Here is a 17,075-nt window from a genome sequence, read left to right as displayed (position 1 = left end):
AGGAAAGGTTACGTAAGCTTCCCATGTCATGAGGTGTGCTGCTTGCCGAACGTCCACAGCCCGCGGACGGGCCAGATACAGCACCATAACCGTCATCACGTGCGGACAGCCGGGGTAGCCGTGTGGCGGAGAGCCGGCCGGAGCGCGATGGGTCCCGCGGCGTGCGTGGAGGTCGGCGCTGCGGTGATGGACGAGGACCGGACCCTGTGGATGCTGAAACCGGGCACCGGCACGCGCGAGAGCTCGCCCATCGGCCGGCTCGCACCCTCCGGTCGCTTCCAGCCGTTCACCACGAGGTCCGCAGGGGAGGGCGCGCGGAGTGAGGACCGAGCTGCGGCGTCCGTGCGTGAAGCCGTGCCGTGGCGGGACGCCCCGGTCGTGGCGCCGGCGGCGATCAGCGAACGTGCGTCGGTCAGCCGTGCGTACGCGCGGGCGCGGCGAGAGTTCGGGCTCCCTGCGACCTACCGCTTCACCAGGTCTCACGCGGAGGCGCTGGAGCGGCTGACCGCGCTGGCGTCGTACAGTGCCTCCGCGGGCGGCCGCGCCCAGGGAGTGAACTGGTCCGCCTTCGCCAGGCTGGTCAATCTGGACTGGGGTCAGACCCTACTTTCCGACGCGTGGTCGGCGGTCGTGAAGGGTGGTGACCTGCCGAAGCTGCTGTCCGTGGCGCGGCTCGCGCGAGACGTGCACGGCACGGACTTCACCATCGAACAGCTTACGACGGTCCGCAGGCTGGCCGATGCCGTACGTGCGGACGCGACGGCCAACGTCCTCTCTCGTCGCGGTCGGGCTCCGGGGAACGAGGTCAGGCTCGATGACCTGCTCGCGGTGGTGCAGTCGTTCGGCGGCATCGAGCCCGGCACCGAATTGACGGTGGAAGACGCGGTCGCGCTGGCTGATCTCGTGCCCGGTGTGGCCGGCGCGGGTCCGGTCACGGTGGAGGCGTTGCGGCATGCGTGGCGTGCGGCGGCCGAGGCGCTGCGGGATGACGCGGCGGTGCTGCTGAACCAGGCGATGCCGGCGGTGGCGGAGCTGGGGCCCGCGCTCGCCGTCCTGGGGCCGGACGCCGATGGGCACCGCGCCGAGGTGGAGCGGCGGTTCGGCGCCTTGACCGAGCTGGTGGCGGCTTCTTGGCGGCCGAACCAGCTCGATCGGGTCGAGGCCGCGTGGGCGGCGCTGGCCGCCCTCCGAGCACGCGTCACCGAGATCCATGCCGCGGCGGTCGCGTCCCTGGACGATGCAATCGGTGCGCGTCTGAACACGCCGGCCGAGGCGGCGTACGGTCGGCCTGAGGAACTGGAGGCGCTCCGTGGCCGGTTCGCCGTGGTCGAGCGTGCCGGCGGCGCCGCCGCCGTCAACGAACTGCTGGAGATCCGTGCCGAGCTCGGCTCGCTGGCGGCACCGCCCCCGGAGGCCCCGGCGGTCGAAGAGGCGGGAACACCGAGTCGGCCGGCCCGGCGGCTGCCTGGTCGCGTGCTGTTCGAGGCGGCGCGGAACGAACACCTGGAGGGCGGCGAGGCCGTCCAGCCGATCCCCTGGGGTGAGTGGGGCCGTGTCGCGAGGGTTGGGGAGACCTGGCTGGGGGCCGATCGGGAACTGGCCGAGCAGGCCGCGGCGCTGGTGCCGGAGGCTCTGCGGCAGGCGGTGACGGACGGGCTCATCGCGGAGTTCGAGCGGTTGGGCGGTGTCGAGGCCGGACGACGGCTCGCCTCGCCGCAGGGACTGAGTGTGCCCACCTCGCGAGGGCCCGCCACGGTCCGGTTGGTGCTCGGCCCGTTGATCGGGGCGCACGGCGCCGTTTACCGGCGGCCGGAGGAGGTGCAGTCGGTCCAGGTCGCGGCCAGGCCGTCCCAGGCGCTGGACCTTCCGCAGATCGTGACGCCGTCGACGTTCTCCGATTTCAGCGACAACCGCTCGATCGCGCCGGAGACGAGCAACGACGGCCTGATCAGCATCGCGACCGGCTGGAAGTGGATGTCGGGTCTCGGCCTGCTCCCGACCCTGACCGGGCGGGGCTCGCGGAGCTTCGGCTCGTACGAGGGTGCCGTCACGGCGACGGTTCAGCAGATCTGGCATGACCGGTACGCCTACTTCGACGTACCCGCGAACCACGAAGAGCCGGAGATCGGCAGCCGTTGGTCCGTCACGTTCACCGGCGAGCAGGGCGCGCAGCAGACCGCGTCGGCGCCGGTGGACGTGCTGCTCGCCTTCGCCGAGGACGAGTCGCCGGAGGCTCCGGGGCCGGACACGCCCATGGTGGCGGAGCTGCCGGCGGAACCGCCCGAGGAGATGACGCGGGCGTTCCACAGCGTCCTGTGGCGGGTCACCACCATCGTGGAGTCACTGGTCCCGCTCGGTGGACCGGACGCGGCCGCCGAGGAGATCACACGGCGGTTCCCCGACGCCGACGCGACCTTCACGAGCGCGGTGCGGGACCTGTTCACCGACTCGATGCTCTTCGCCGTCAGCAAGGACGTCCTGGGGCACGGGTATCTGTCCGCCGAGTTCCGGGTGAAGGAGGACGGTGAGGACTGGGCGGCGTTCCGTCTGCGGGGCCGGCTGACGTCGCTGCGGCGTGTCGACGTCAGCCGCGGATACGTCCAGCAGGACGCCCGGCACCTGTTCTGGTCGGGTGAGTCCGGCGGGATGAGCGGCGGCGTCTCCTCGGGAGTGCAGTTCGCCCCGACCTTTCCGGGCTTCTCCGCACGGGGAACGCCGATCACGATCGGCCCGATGTTCTCGGCGGGTCCGGGCGGCTCGGTCAACCGGAGCCTGGCCGCGTCCATGGGCGCGGGGGACTGGCGGTACCTCGGCTACCCGTCACAGCGGCGGGTCTACCGGCTCGAGATGAACCTCCCCGTCGACGTCCGGTCCTCGCGGTCCGCCGCTGCCGGGCTCGTCCGGCTGGCGCTGGTCGGGTACGTGGAGGTGCCGGAACGGGAGGCGGACCGGTTCGAGCGGGAACTGGCCGGGGTGATCGAGGGCCTTGACCTGTACCCGGCCGATGGCGCGGGCCGGGCGGTGGTTCCGGCGGACGGGCGCCCCCTGACCGACCGTACGCCGCCGCCTGGGATCCTGATGGGCCGCAGCCGCGGCCCGTCGGTGGTGGACATGCTCGGCGGCTTCGAACGCGTGATCCCCAGGGCGATGAGTCTGATCCACGGAGCGTTCGGTGATGCCCGGCTGGCGACGCTCGCCCGGCCGTTGACGGCGCGGCAGCGGCACCGGCTGGAGCGGGCGCTGACCCAGCGGTTCTCGGTGATGGCGGCGTTGCCGTACACGAGCCGGCTCATCAGCCATCGCATGTCCTTCACCCGCCTGTATCAGGCCAACGGCGGGCGGTTGCGGCTGACCGTGCTGGTCCGTTCCGAGCAGGGCGGGGACTGGACCGGCGATCGGCTGGAGTGGGGCCGGATCGATCATTACCCGATCTCTTACAGCGATCTGGGCGCGAGTGAGGAGGTGGCGGCCCAACTGACCTACCGCGGCGGAGGCCACCTGCGGCTGGGGCCGCTGCACGGCGCGCTGCGCACCACGAATTTCACGGGTCGATACACCTACGGCCGGTCCCGCTCCGGTCTGTTGACGGCCCGTGCCGGTGTGTGGTCGTCGCTGGGATTCGTCTATGAGGGGCCGGTCCGGGTGTTCATGTTCGGCACCGAGTACCACGTCGAGGTGAAGCTGACCTTCGAGCCCGAGGCGGCCTCCGGCGGCCTGCTCACCGCCACGGCGCTCGGCGTTGCGCGGCGCGTGCTCACCGGCCGGCCGGAGCCCGCCACGCGTACGATCCGCCGCCACGCCGCGATTCCCGGGCTGATGCGCTATGCCGTCGCCGAAGGTCTCAGCCCGCTGACGGGCGGCGCCGTGATTCCGCGGTCGCCGCAGGGCGATCTGGGCCGGTCGGTCGTCCGTCGGCGGCCGGTCACCGGCCCCGCGGTGCCGGAGCGGTGGAGCGAGGCACTCCGGGCTCCTGAGACGCTGCGGCCCGATGATCAGCCGCTGGAGGTCCTGGGCGTCGCGGAGCTGTGGAGGGTCGCCGCGGAGCTGCTGGAGGCGGCCGGTGTCGCGGAGCGCACCTACGCCGACACGCTCGATGTGACGATCAACGAGGACCAGCTCATCGGCCGGATGATGTGGGGCGGACCCGTGGTGCAGGCGTCCGGCCTCGTCCACGGCGGAACGGTCGGTGACCGGCACGCGGTCATCTCCCTCCAGGGGCGGACGTACGGCCTCCGCCGTCAGGCGGGCGGAGCGCGGATGCGGGAGACCGACATCCTGGATTCGGAGCCCGCGGTGATCTTCACCGGCCGGCGGTCCACCTCGCACGCGGTGTCCGGCAGCGGTGATTGGGCCGGGACTAGGGAGGACGGCGGCCCGTTCGGGGGCTGGACCTTCCGCAACGTCGCCGAGACCCACATCGACTCGAACGAGGTGCTGTCGGGGCGCTGGATCACCCAGGAGAACCGGGACTACCGGCCGCATCGCGGCACGATGTTGTGGGACGTCACGGTGACGAGCTGGAGTGCGAACGCGGCCGGAACCTGGTCGGTACGGCAGGACACCATGCAGATCCTGGTGGCCGGCGGCGTCATGGTGCTGCGCCCGGCGCCGCAGCCACCGGTCGAACGCCCGCCCGGCGTACCGCGGACGCTCCGGCCGGACCTGATACCGCTCGTTTCCGCCTCCGACCGGCTCGAATGGCCGGGGCTCCAGCACGCGCCCGACGGGCTCAACCCGGTGCTCGACATGATCCGCGGCGTGCTCGGCGCCGTGGACCGGCGGCTGCTGCACCAGCGGTGGACGATCGTGAACGGGACGCCGACGGCGGCGCGTACGGGCCTGCCGACCAGCCTGCACACGATCGTGGAGCACAACGCGCTGCTCGGTCACCGGGACACGCTGCTGGGCCCGGGCCTGATCCTCCATCTAGCCGAATCGCTGCCGGGCGCGAACGAGCAGGTCAGCCTGGTGTTGCGCGCGGACCCCACGGACGGGCGGGACTACGAATATGAGGACACTCGTAGCCGCGACTTCGCCGTGTACCGCCTCAACACCCAGCGCAGGGCCCGCCGGCGTGGTGTGACGTCGGCGCACACCGCCGGCGGCAACTTCGGTACCACCCGGATCCCACCGGTCTCCAGGGCGACCGAGGGGAGCTATCTCGAAGGTGTCGCCGAAAGCGACTTTTACGAGCAGGCCACCAGCGCGCGGGGTGAGATCTTCCGTACCCGCGACGTGCTGACCGTCCTGGGCGACACACACGCCTACACCGGCGGACTGCGGATCAGCGCGACCGTCTACCGCGGGTACAACCCGTCCAAGGTCCTGCAGGTGCTCACGCTCGGTCTGGCAAACTCCGGGTTCGCCCTGGTACTGGACCCGAACACGCCCGTGCCGGTCGCCGTCACCGACCACGTCGACGTGGTCGAGCGGGTCCAGTTCCCGGCCGCGATGCTGCCGGGTCCGCCGCCGGATCCGGTGCCCGCCGGTGAGCGGGTACGCCGGGTCGCCTCCGCGGCGACGCCCGAGGAGGTGCTGACCAACGCCGGGCATACGCTGTTCCCTGTCGACCGGGATCTGATCCTTTCGCGTGGCGTCGTGCCGGGCGGAATCGATCCGCTGGCCCTGCGTGCCCTGTTCGACCACTCGATCGCCATCTTCAACGGCACCGCGCCCGGTGCCACCACGCCCGCGTCGGTGGTGAACCTGATGGCCGCCACCGGCGGCCCGTTCGAGGCGTATGCGGCGCTTCTCAGCCGTCACCAGTTCCTGTCCGGGTTCCACCTGTCGCTCGGCGACGGACAGGTCTTCCCTTCCCTCGTACGTGAGGACGGCCCGGCCACCGACGCGCGGGGCGAGCTGTCCAACCGGGTCCGTTTCTATGACCCGCAGCCGTTGGGGTGGGTCGACGCCCAGTTGACGTCCGAGTCGCTGCACATGGCCGAGAACGACCTGTTGGACGCCGCGGGCAGCACGTTCGGCCTGTCGGCCGACGGCGGCCCGGCACTCGCCCCCGACGATGGGAACCCGGTGATGCCGGTCGATGCGTCCGCGTCTCTTGGGCAGAGCCACGATCACGGCGGGACCGCCGGCGAACGGATCGTACGGCCGGTCGCGTTCCGCCGACGGACGCACTACCTGCGGGTCCGGGTCGGCGTGCTGGCCGGTCTGACGATCGACGCGGTCAACGAACGGCGCGACATCCGGTACGGAGCCGGACAGACCCGGCTGTGGTACACCCTGGACGACTCACTCGAGGTCCTGCTGGATCCCGAGACGGCGCTGGCCATACGGATGCTGCACGGTTCCACCGGCATCCCCACCCCGCATGGCCGATACCTGCCGAACGTGCCCGCCACCGCTCCAGCGGCGGGCAGCCCGGAGGCCGGCCAGGAGCTGAGACGGTTGCGGGCGGCCTTCGCCCTGCCCCGCTACGGCGACTGGTACCCCTTCGTGGGTACCTATGACCCGCAGTCCGCGAGCGTCGTGACGACCTCCGTACGCTACGACCCGGACACCCGGCGGACCGATACGGTCACCGACCATTTCGACGCGGCGAGATTCGCCGACCTTCTCGGCTCTCTCGAGGATCTCGGCGAGCGTCCCATCGTGCTGGTCATGGGCGGCGTCGACGGGGCGTTCGCGGCCGAAGTGGCCCGAACGAGCGGCCATGACCTGCTCTTCACCACCGACGACGTCCACCAGGACACAGCCGTCCGCGCGAGCCTGAACGGGCGGCCGGGACACTGGCGGTACGTCCCCGCCGGCGGCGGTCCCCAGGTCATCCACGGCGAGGACTTGGAACAGGTCCTCACACACCAGATCGCGCCCGGCCTGCGCGCCACCCGCGCCGACGACCTGCCCGGCACCATGACCCCGAACCCGACGATCCTCTGGGCGGCGGAGCGCCTCCACGCGACCACCGCTGATACCGATTCCCACGTCGGGGGCCGTCGGCCTGGAAGAGCGTCGCAACAGCAACAGGTCATGCCGCCTGAGTCCCGTCCCGGTCCGCAGATCGTGCCGCCTAACCTGCCTGCCGAGTTCGCCGATTGGCTGCTTTGGGATTCGGCGGCGGAGCAGATCGACTGGTGGGAGAGCAGCTACAGCGACGGGGAGGCGTGCGTCTCGATCGCTGTCGTTGGCCGGGGGGCGAGAAGGGCTTCGGGCACCCAAAGTCCCGAACTCATGGCCGTCCCGCCACGCAGGTAGCGTAGGTAACAGTTTCATCCTCTATAGGAGAGATTCATGCCGCTGCCCGCCCCTGACTTCGAGCGGATCTTCGTCCCCGGAGCGCGTCACACGCTGTCCGGCGGCAACGTCGCGACCATCCGGCTCTGGCAGGAGTGCTCACTGTGGTTGCCGTCCGGGCGGGTCGTCGCCGGTGAGCCGTTCGCCTTTGGTGCTGATGACTCCGCATTTGTCCAACGGGTGCCGCCGGGCCGGTACCCGCTGGTGCTCGTGCTCGCCGTGTCCGACGCGCGGGGATACCTGCGCGCGCACGAGATGATTGCGGCGGCCCGCCTGGTGATCCGGGACAAGCCCGTCGTCTCCTGGGAGATGGCGGTGCACGAAGGACAGGACGTCTCCGAGCTGGGCGACGATGAGTTCTTCGGCTACCCCGTCGATGGCGGCACCGGCGGCTTCGTCGACGCGGCGAACATCGCGCCGCTGTGCGGGGACGATGACTACCACGATCGGCTGATGACGGTTCTCGAAACCGGGGAGACTGACTTCGCGGCCGGCACGCTGACCGATGACGAGGGCAGGCCGTTCCTTGCGATGTTCTCCTCTGGCGGCGGGGACGGGTACTACCCGACCTGGGTCGGACGTACCGCCGACGGTGAGGTGGCCTGCTTCCTCACCGACTTCCTCGTCTTGAAAGACGATGAGGACGAAGAGCCGCACTCAGTCGACGGAGGCGGGGTGTCAGTTACGCCGCCGCGCCCAGCGGATGCGCCCGTGGCATAACAGCAGTCTCCGGGGTCGACGGCTCTGGGGCGGCCGACCGTGACGAGGCCTGTGTCTCCTGGACGGCCCCTTTCCCGAAAGGTGCAGACCCCGGCCCGTACGGTCAGCAAGCGTCTCCGATAAGCCCGCCCTCCCGGTTCACCGGTGTGTGGTTCGGGTGGTCAGGCGTGTTCTGCGGCCCGAATCCGGCACGGCCGTGCATCTGTCGCATGATCTTCTTCGTGCGGGTGTTGACGCCTTCGGTTCGGCCGTTGTGGTGCGGGAGGGTGAGGCCGGCGTTCACGGCGTCGTGGTCGAGTTCGAGGCCGCCTGCGAAGCCGCGCAGGTGGGGCAGGTCAGCGGCGCGCCGCTCCCGCAGGTGGTCGCGGTAGGGGTCGACGAGGGTGGGCCGGTAGCGCCGGGCGCGGCGCAGGGCCTCGGCGCGCTGGAGAACATCCACCGCCCAGTACCAGCCGTACGTCGCCTCGACCACGGCTTCGGGCGCCGTTCCGGCCGGGCTCATGGCCTTGGCGATCTCAGCACCCAACGCCGCCGGGGAGTTGATGATCCTGGCCTTGCCGAGCCGCTCGCCGGCGGACGTCATCCGCACCAGCACGCTCCGCCGCCGGTGCAAGTCGATTCCTATGATCTGCTGACCGTCATACCCCGAACTCATCAGGGGCCTCCTGCGCTTGTGGTGGCTTGTGACTCCAACCCCGAGCATGCGCCCGGGGACAGCGTCACGGGAGCGGAGGCCCGCTCCTTCATCGCATCAGCGACAGGTGGCACCTGTGGAACAACGTCTGCGACAAGACGCTGGCTGAGGTTCGTTCCCACAGCACCTGCTGGGCCACGGTCAATCCGCCCCGGCCCGCCGGCGTCCGCGAACAGGCCACCCGCGAGTGCTGGCAGCAGATCCACGACCTGCTCGAGGCGGGCGGTCGGCCTCCTGGAGTGCGCCCGCCGCCTGAATCTGTCCCTCAACGCCGTCAAGCGCTATACCCGCGCCGAATTGCTGATCCCCGCATAATTAACCAAGGACCAGATGCCGAGCATAGAGTCGTCGGCCCCGGAAGGTCATCGTGTGCTCGTGCGGTGCCCGGTCTCGCCCGCCCACAGCCACTCGGTGATGCTGGTGACCGCCCGGTCCCGATGACGGCGGTAGGTGTTGAATGACAGGTGGAGACTCTCGGCGATGCGTTCCTGGGTGGTGACGGGGTGCAGGAACGTGCGATCCGCCAGGACCCTCAAGTTGGGCGGCAGCACGCTGACCGCCGTCTCGAGCAGTTCTCGCAAGGTTTCGACGGGAGCATTCCCGTCGCGCTGGTTCTGCCGTACGGCCCGCGAGCGCAGCAGGGGATTTTCTTGTAGGAGGTTCGGCGTGTGCAGGTCGCGCAGGGCGGACCGGATCGCCTCGGCGAATTGCGGCTCCGAGAGCACCGTGTTGTCAGTGCCGTCGGCTGCTGTGGCCAGCGCGCCGGCTTGACGCGCGTGGAGGATCTCCAGCCATTCCTCGACATCGGTGCGGCGCCAGTCGTGTGCGAAGACCGGGTACCGGGTGCTGCCGATGGTGTATTCGGCGCCCTTGGCGGGCTCGAAGCCGAGGTTGTGCATGGTGGGTGCCCACAGAGCGGGGTCGGCGTACGCCCCTACCAGTGTCCATGCCGTGTTGTGGTGGGTCAGGGCGTCGAGGGTCTGGCAGGCGGCGAACAGGGTTACCGAGGGCGACGCGAGCTGGCCGTGGTCACGGTCGAGGAAGAAACGCCAGGCTCTCACCCGCTCCCCGGTCCGGGGCGCGCCGTGTTCATGCGCGTATCGCCACATCGCGTTCACTCCTGGGTCCGCGCCCAGGTCCGTTTCGGTCAGCTCCAGGCACGCAACGTAGCCGCGCGGCTCGCCTGAGGCGGTGCGGAAGACGCGGAACGCCTCGGGACGGCGGTCCAGCCAGTAGGCGGCCAGTTCGGCCTGCTCTTCCCCCTGCCACGCGGTGGTCATGGCGATTATCGGCGCCCGGTCGCCGTCCTGCAGGGTGTCGGCGTATGCCTGCATCGTCGCCGGCGGATTCGAGCACGTCGCCACTTTGGACCGGGAGCCGTCCACCGCGATCACATCCGCCAGCAGCTGGATCTGCTCCCGCTCGTCCGCTGTGGCAAGGATCCGGGCTCGCAGCGCGACGGAGAGCTGGCGGCGCAGCTCGGCATAGCGGGCAGCGTCCCGCCAGCGCAGATCCGCGTCGAGAGCGTCACGGGCCACGTCGTGCGGGTACAGCCCGTTCGGGCCGTCGTCGATGAACGGCAGCGTGCGCAGCCACACGAACAACTTTTCTGCCTCGTCGCCGAGCACCGCGCGCAGCAGGTCCTCGGTGGTGACGGGCGCATGCGCGCACAGCTCGAGCGCCGCCCGGTGCAGCGGGCTCGGCGCCTCGTCGATGATCTGCGCGAGCAGCGCGCCGACGACGGAGGGAACATCGCCCAGCCGGTACGGTTCGGCGCCCTTACCCACCGCGTCGACCAGCATCGACAGCAGAAGGGGATGGCCGTGGCTGATGGCCAGCAGCCGGTCGTGCAGCTTCTCGGGCACTCCTTGAGCGGCCAGGTACGCTCGCCCGTCCGCAGAAGGCAGGTTCCCCAGTGCGATCTCCCGCATCAGGTCTCGCCATGCGGGATCCGCGTACCACCGGGGGCCCGGCGCCCGGCGCCCGGCGATCACCACCAGCGCATCGCCGGGCAATGACGGCAGGTACCGCTCCCGGACCCAGTCATCGAGCGGCTCCAGCAACTCGTACGTATCAATGAGCAGGACCTCGCCGTCGGCGAGCGCGGGCAAGACGTCCGGACCGAGCCGCAGATGCCGGGCATCCACGCGAACCGCGGAACGGCCGGCGTCCGCCGCGACGTCCGCGAACATGTCGAGCAGGGCGCTCTTGCCCACCCCGCCCGGTCCGTGCACGAACAAAAGGCCGGAATCAGCCAGCGCGGACCGGAACAGCCTGACTTCACGGTCACGCCCGACAAATGAGCGCCGCCGCAGGTCCCGGAGCCGTTCGCCAAGCATCGTCACGGCCCCACGCTACCTGACCGAATCAGCCGGATCGCCTGCTGTGCCGGCGGTGAGCGGCCTCCCGCGCCCCGGCGGAATGGCTCCGGCCACCCGGGCGGCCCGGCCGCGGGTGCACCTGTCGGCCGACCGGGTTGGGCAGCGGATGGGCACCCCATGGGCTGTCGGCCGCTGGTCGCCTTGACGACGATGGTGCCGCAGGCAACCGAGCCGACGGGGTCCTTGTCCCTGCACCGCTGACCGCCCGAAAGGACGAAAATGACCGCCATAGGAACTGGCATCGACGTGTCCCCGCTCGCGTTGGGCGGAACCACGTTCGGCTGGACCAGTGACGAGGCCACCTCCTGGCAGGTCCTGGACGGCTTCCTCCATGCCGGCGGCAACCTCATCGACACCTCCGACAGTTACTCGGCCTGGGCGCCGGGCAATTGCGGTGGCGAGTCCGAGACCATCATCGGTGCGTGGATGGCCGCCCGCGGCAACCGCGACCGCGTCATTATCGGCACCAAGGTCAGCCGGCACCCGGAGTTCACCGGACTGTCCGCCGCCAATGTCGCGGCCGCCGCCGATGCCTCGCTGAAGCGGCTGGGGACCGGCTATATCGACCTGTACTGGGCCCACTACGACGATCCTGACGTGCCGCTGCAGGAGACCGCCGAAGCATTCGACGCGCTGGTCCGGGCGGGCAAGGTCCGCGCGATTGGCGTGTCCAACTACACCGGCGAGCGCATCCGGGAATGGATCACCATTGCCCGCCGCGAGAACTACGTCGTGCCCGTAGCGGTGCAGCCGTTGTACAACCTGGTCAAGCGCGAGCCATACGAGCGGGACATCGCCCCGGTCGCCGCCGCCGAAAATCTCGCTGTCCTGCCCTACCAGGCCCTGGCCAGCGGCTTCCTCACCGGCAAGTACCGAGCCGAGTCCGACCTCACCGGCGGAATCCGCCAGTACATGGCGCACGGCTTCTACAGCGAGGCCGGGCTCGCCGTGGTCGGTGTTCTCGAGGGTATTGCACGCGAGCACGGCTCTACCCCGGCGGCCGTTGCGCTTGCCTGGCTGCGCGGGCGCCCCGGCGTGGCGGCCCCGATCGCCAGCGCTCGCACGCTCGATCAGCTCGCTTCGATGATGGACTTCACCCGCTTGCAGCTGACCGCTGACCAGCGCTCCGCGCTCGACGACGTGTCCGCCCGTGTCCCCAGTGTGTGACCCGGCCCCTTTCAACGGTATTTCGAATGGCTATCCACATCCTGGACGGAGGGACATGAGGTGGACAGTTTTGATTTTGTCATCGTAGGTGGCGGGACGGCCGGGTGCGTGCTGGCGGCCCGTCTTTCCCAGGATCCCGGGGCATCGGTGCTCTTGCTGGAGGCAGGGGCGGCCGCGCCCCCCGCGAACGCGGCCGATCCGAGGACGTGGATGTCTCTGTGGCAGTCTCCTGCCAGCACGGGCGGGGTACCGCCGGGCCAACCGACCGCGGGTTCTACCGATCCGATCCGGCGCGGCCGGGTGCTGGGCGGCTCGTCGGCGATCAACACCATGATCTTCGTGCGCGGTCACCGGTCCAGTTACGATCGGTGGCCCGAGGCTGGCGCAAAGGGGTGGGGCTTCAATGACCTGCTGCCGTCCTTCATGCGCACCGAAACCGCTTCTGGACGTGACCCCGCGGTCCGCGGCACCTCGGGGCCGCTGGCCGTTGCCCCGGCGAGCCCGCCCGGCCCGGTGTTCGAGGCCTGCCTTGACGCGGCCGTTGAAGCGGGGCACCGCCGGGCGGATGACATCAGCGGCGGGCTTGAAGAGGGCTTCGGCCCGCCTGACCTGAACATCGTGGCAGGCCGCCGCCAGAGCGCCGCCGATGCGTACCTGGCCCCGGCGGAGAGCCGCGGCAACCTTCGGGTCGTGACCGGGGCGTTGGTCCGCCGCGTCCTGGTGCACCGGAGCCGCTGTGTCGGCGTCGAGTACGGCACGGGCGACGAGATAGTCCGGGCCGGGTGCACAGGAGAGGTTGTTCTCGCCGCAGGCGCCATCGGATCGCCTGCGCTGCTGCAGCTCTCCGGGATCGGCCCAGTCGGCGTGCTTCGCCCGCACGGTATTGAGGTGGTCGCGGATCTGCCCGGCGTCGGTGAGAACCTGCAGGACCATCCGGGCGTGGCCCTGGCCTACGCGCCCGGTCAGCCGCTGCCGGCGGCCAGGAACAACCGCGTCGAGGTCCTGGGCCTGCTGCGCAGCGGCCCCGATGTGGGATACCCCGACCTGCAGATCGCATTTGCCGACGTCCCGGTGCCCTCGCCCACCGATAGCGGGCCGCAGGCGGTCTTCGCCCTCCTGACATCGCTAATGCAGCCGTTCAGCCGGGGGGCGGTCCGGCTGGCCAGCGCCAGCCCGGACGCCGCTCCCGTGGTGGCCCCGTGCTACCTGACCGATCCCCGGGACCTCGACGCCATCGTCAGGGGCCTGAAGATCGCCCGGGACATCCCGCGGACTGGTCCCCTAAAGCCCTGGCTCGCGCGGGAACTCCGGCCCGGCCCCGACGCCGGGGACGACGCGGCACTGGGCGCCTACGCCACCGCAGCGGTCTCCTCTTGCTTCCATCCGGTGGGCACCTGCCGGATCGGGACCGACGACATGGCGGTGGTCGATCCCGAGCTGCGGGTGCACGGCATCAGCGGGCTGCGGGTCGCCGACGCGTCCGTGATGCCGTCCATTACCTCCGCCAACACCAACGCCACGGTCTACGCCATCGCCGAGCGGGCCGCGGAACTGGTACGGCTGGCTCACGGGCACGGGCGGTAGCAAACGGTCAGGGCCGACGTCGGCCTAATCCCATTGCCAGGAAGTTAAGGGGCTTGGGCAGTCGTCCGACTCGGGTGCGGGGCGGATGTCGATGGTGGTGGTTGGTGCGGTCGACTTGGCCTTTTGCCCGGTGTTTGGAGATCGCTCGTTTGACGATGCGGGGGCAGCTGCGGTCACGGCGGGCCTCTCGCCAATCGGTTCACGCCTGGGTGCGGCGGTTCGAGGCCGACGGCGCCGAAGGGTTGGTTGATCGGTCCCGGCGGCCCAAGACCTCACCGACCCGGCTGGCCGCCGAGGTCGAGGCGCTGATCTGTGAGCTGCGCCGGCGGGTACGCGGTGGAGGCCATCCGGCACACCCAGGCCGCCCGTGACTGGGGGACGGCCGCCCGGCTGCTCACCGACCACTGGCCCGGCCTGCACCTGGACGGGCAGGCCGAGATCGTCCATGAGCTGCTGGCCGGATTCCCGCCCGACGCGCGTGCGGCCGACGCCGAGCTTGCGGCGCTGACCGCGGCGGACGAACTGTCGCACGGCTCGCTTGACGGGGCCGAGGCTACCTGAGCGTGGCCGAGCGCGAAATGGCGTCGGTGCCGGACGGCCGGGCGCCTCACGCGCGGCTGCTGCTCAGGATCGCCCGGCTCCTGGTGTCCCGCCAGCGCGGGAACCTCGCCGCCGAGGCGCAGGGGGCCCAGCGGCTGCAGGCGATGGCCGCGGCCCCCGAGGCGGCGCAGCCGGCCCTGGGCGAGGACCTGCGCGCGCTGGCCCTGATCAGCCTCGGCTACGCCCAGGGCTGGACGGCCCCGCTCGCCCGGGCGGCACACCTGGAGCAGGGAATCGCGCTGGCGCGCCGGATCGGGCGGCCCTATCTGGAGTTCACCGGCCTGGCCTACCAGGCGGCGATCGAGGCCACCCGGTCGCTGCCCGGCGCGGAACAGCACGCCCGGCGGGCGATCGAGCTGGCCGAACGCCACGGCTGGACCGACGAGACCGAGTCGAGCAGGTCCTCACCGACGTCGGCGAGCACGAACGCGAGCGCGCGGGAATCCGCATCACCACGGCGATCCTGCGCCTCGCCCAAGGCGACCCCCACGCCGCGCTCGCCCCCGTCCTGGACGCCTCCGCGCCGCCGACCTGGGAGACCTGGCTCGTCCGGGCATTCTTGCTGCAGGCCATCGCCGCCGCGGCGCTCGGCGATACCGACACCGCCGGTCGCGCCCTCGAACGGGCGCTGGAGTGCGCCGAGCCCAGCGGCGCACTGTTGTGGCTCCTCCTGCATCCCGTCCCGGACCTGCTGGAACAGCACACCCGGCGGCACACCGCGCACGCCGCCCTGGTCACCGAGATCCGCACGCTGCTCGCCGGCGACGCCGCCGTCCCGCCATCCGGCGCGTCCCCGTCGCCGACCGAGCCGTTGAGCGACAGCGAACTCCGGGTGCTGCGCTACCTGCCCACCAACCTGACCGCGCCAAAGATCGCCCGCGAGCTGTCGATTTCCCGCAACACCGTCAAGACACACATGCGCAACCTGTACGCCAAGCTCGGCACCCACCGCCGCGCCGGGGCGGGCCGTCGCCCACGCCCGCGATCTGGGCCTGCTCGCCCCGTCCACCATCCCGAACCGGTGACTCAGCCGCGGATGAGACCGGCCGCCCGATGGCCGATGACCACGCACGGGGCCATGGTGTTCCCGGAGGTCACGCGAGGCAGCACCGACGCGTCGGCGACGCGCAGGCCGGCCACCCCCCTGACGCGAAGCTCGGAGTCGACGACGGCGTCGCCGCCCGCACCGATCCGGGCCGTCCCGCACTGGTGCCAGAAGGTGCCGGCCGCCGTACGGATGTAGGCGGCGACCTCGGCGTCGGACACGTTCCCGGGGATCGCGCGGGAGCCCCGGTAGGGGCGCATCGCCGGCGCGTTGGCGATCTCTTGGGCGAACCGGTACGCCTCGACCGCCTCCCGCAGGTCCTCGGGCTCGTCGAAGTAGCCGGTCTCGATCACCGGAGCGCTCGCTGGATCCGCGCCGGCGAGCCGCACCGACCCACGCGACCGCAGGCGCATGCCGAGCAGGAAGGTGAAGGCGGACTCCGGCATGCCGTACCGCGCCGCCGCCTCGGGGCTCATGAACGCGCTCGCGCCGGAGTACATGACGAACTTGGGCGACGCCACGCGTCCGTCGCTGCCCCAGAAGCACACCGCCTGGGCCCGCGGCGGCGGGGGCAGCTCCGCCGCGCCGGCCTCCCACACGCAGCCGAACATCAGGTGGTCGTCGAGGCCCGCGCCCACACCGGGCAGGTCCGCCAGGACGCCGATCCCATGCGACTCCAGGTGCCCGGCGGGCCCGATGCCCGACCGCATGAGGATCGCGGGCGTCTGCACCGCCCCGAGGCTGAGCACGACCTCACGCGCCGCGCGGAAACGGACGGTCCGGCCCTCCGACAGGGCCTCGACGCCGACCGCCCGCCCGCCCTCGAACACGACCCCGGTGACCAGGGTCTCCGTCAGCACCGTCAGGTTGGGCTGCCGGCGCCGGGGAACGACCAGCGCGCGGTAGGGCGAGCACCGCACGCCGTCCTCGACGATCTCGTCCCGGACGGCGCAGCCGGTGCCCCGCTCGGCGAGTTCCCCGTTCGGGCCGTCGTAGTGGTCGAGGCCCGCGGACTCGGCGCCGGCGAGCATCGAGGCGAAGAACGGGTGCAGCGGCTGTGCCGGACGGACGTGGATCGGGCCCTTGGTCCCCCGCCGGTCGGGGTCGGGCTCGCCGTGCCAGGTCTCGAGCTCGCGGTAGGCGCCGAGCGCCGAACGATAGTCCCAGCGCGGGTCCGAGCAGCTCGCCGCCATGTCGTCCCAGTCGCGCCGGTGACCGCGCGACCACACGCCGACGTTGATGCTCGACCCGCCGCCGAGGCCCTTGCCCATCGAGTACGGCAGCCGTCGGCCGTCGACGTGGGCACCGGGCGCCGTGACGAAGCCCCAGTCGCGTTCGCTGCCGAGGTTCTCGAACCACCGGTCGGGATCGGACACCCGGGCGTCGACGTCGTCGGGACCCGCCTCCACGAGCAGCACCCGCAGGTCCTCGTCGGCCGCGAGCGTCCCAGCGAGCGTCGACCCCGCCGAGCCCGCGCCGCACACGATGACGTCGAACTCCTCTTCGGCGGCGCGCGCCGGGTCGGTGGTGAATCCGGCTTCGGTGTGCCGCTGACGCTTGTCCACGTTGTTCGCTCCTCATCAGGGCCCGCGACGCGGGCATGGTCCGGCTCGGTCAGAGCACGATGTCGGCG

Annotated in this window: 8 protein-coding genes and 4 pseudogenes; 9 read left to right on the top strand and 3 right to left on the bottom strand. The window is 71.2% G+C overall.

The window, feature by feature from the left end; genetic code table 11:
* The first annotated feature begins 147 nt into the window (after positions 1 to 147).
* Complete coding sequence (locus AB0L00_RS38595) at positions 148 to 7,212, top strand: hypothetical protein (protein WP_364442464.1); 7,065 nt, start codon at positions 148 to 150, stop codon at positions 7,210 to 7,212.
* Positions 7,213 to 7,248: 36 nt separating this feature from the next.
* Positions 7,249 to 7,971 (top strand): DUF4241 domain-containing protein, encoded by a 723-nt coding sequence (locus AB0L00_RS38590; protein ID WP_364442462.1) that lies wholly within the window; start codon positions 7,249 to 7,251, stop codon positions 7,969 to 7,971.
* Between the two features lie 103 nt (positions 7,972 to 8,074).
* On the opposite strand, the pseudogene AB0L00_RS38585 reads toward AB0L00_RS38590, so the two are convergent.
* Positions 8,075 to 8,323 (bottom strand): annotated as a pseudogene (locus AB0L00_RS38585) (hypothetical protein); the annotation flags it as partial.
* Between the two features lie 395 nt (positions 8,324 to 8,718).
* Here AB0L00_RS38585 and AB0L00_RS38580 point away from each other — a divergent pair.
* A pseudogene (locus tag AB0L00_RS38580) lies at positions 8,719 to 8,956 on the top strand (ISL3 family transposase); the annotation flags it as partial.
* Positions 8,957 to 9,027: 71 nt separating this feature from the next.
* Here AB0L00_RS38580 and AB0L00_RS38575 read toward each other — a convergent pair.
* Positions 9,028 to 11,004 (bottom strand): ATP-binding protein, encoded by a 1,977-nt coding sequence (locus tag AB0L00_RS38575; protein WP_364442494.1) that lies wholly within the window; start codon positions 11,002 to 11,004, stop codon positions 9,028 to 9,030.
* Positions 11,005 to 11,265: 261 nt separating this feature from the next.
* On the opposite strand from AB0L00_RS38575, the gene AB0L00_RS38570 reads away from it, so the two are divergent.
* From AB0L00_RS38570 to AB0L00_RS38545, 6 genes and pseudogenes are all read left to right on the top strand, one after another.
* On the top strand, positions 11,266 to 12,213 hold the full coding sequence (locus AB0L00_RS38570) for an aldo/keto reductase (RefSeq protein ID WP_364442460.1): 948 nt from the start codon (positions 11,266 to 11,268) through the stop codon (positions 12,211 to 12,213).
* 60 nt (positions 12,214 to 12,273) lie between these two features.
* Positions 12,274 to 13,797 carry a GMC family oxidoreductase N-terminal domain-containing protein gene (locus tag AB0L00_RS38565; protein WP_364442459.1) on the top strand — a complete coding sequence of 508 codons (1,524 nt, stop codon included), beginning with the start codon at positions 12,274 to 12,276 and terminating at the stop codon, positions 13,795 to 13,797.
* Between the two features lie 182 nt (positions 13,798 to 13,979).
* Positions 13,980 to 14,123, top strand: a pseudogene (locus AB0L00_RS38560) (leucine zipper domain-containing protein); the annotation flags it as partial.
* Positions 14,110 to 14,358 carry a hypothetical protein gene (locus AB0L00_RS38555; RefSeq protein WP_364442498.1) on the top strand — a complete coding sequence of 83 codons (249 nt, stop codon included), beginning with the start codon at positions 14,110 to 14,112 and terminating at the stop codon, positions 14,356 to 14,358. The pseudogene AB0L00_RS38560 and the gene AB0L00_RS38555, both read left to right, overlap by 14 nt.
* A gap of 2 nt (positions 14,359 to 14,360) precedes the next feature.
* On the top strand, positions 14,361 to 15,212 hold the full coding sequence (locus tag AB0L00_RS38550; protein ID WP_364442496.1) for a hypothetical protein: 852 nt from the start codon (positions 14,361 to 14,363) through the stop codon (positions 15,210 to 15,212).
* Between the two features lie 17 nt (positions 15,213 to 15,229).
* Positions 15,230 to 15,298, top strand: a pseudogene (locus AB0L00_RS38545) (hypothetical protein); the annotation flags it as partial.
* A gap of 125 nt (positions 15,299 to 15,423) precedes the next feature.
* On the opposite strand, the gene AB0L00_RS38540 reads toward AB0L00_RS38545, so the two are convergent.
* Complete coding sequence (locus AB0L00_RS38540; RefSeq protein ID WP_364442457.1) at positions 15,424 to 17,007, bottom strand: GMC oxidoreductase; 1,584 nt, start codon at positions 17,005 to 17,007, stop codon at positions 15,424 to 15,426.
* Positions 17,008 to 17,075 lie beyond the last annotated feature (68 nt).

The sequence above is a fragment of the Actinoallomurus sp. NPDC052308 genome (genome assembly GCF_040679195.1).
Taxonomy (GTDB): Bacteria; Actinomycetota; Actinomycetes; order Streptosporangiales; family Streptosporangiaceae; genus Actinoallomurus; species Actinoallomurus liliacearum.
This window is presented reverse-complemented; position numbering and strand designations above follow the sequence as displayed.

Excerpts from the sequence above, each read along its gene's own strand:
- AB0L00_RS38575 (WP_364442494.1), bottom strand. The coding sequence starts at position 11,004 with ATGCTTGGCGAACGGCTCCGGGACCTGCGGCGGCGCTCATTTGTCGGG.
- AB0L00_RS38595 (WP_364442464.1), top strand. The coding sequence starts at position 148 with ATGGGTCCCGCGGCGTGCGTGGAGGTCGGCGCTGCGGTGATGGACGAG.
- AB0L00_RS38590 (WP_364442462.1), top strand. The coding sequence starts at position 7,249 with ATGCCGCTGCCCGCCCCTGACTTCGAGCGGATCTTCGTCCCCGGAGCG.
- AB0L00_RS38570 (WP_364442460.1), top strand. The coding sequence starts at position 11,266 with ATGACCGCCATAGGAACTGGCATCGACGTGTCCCCGCTCGCGTTGGGC.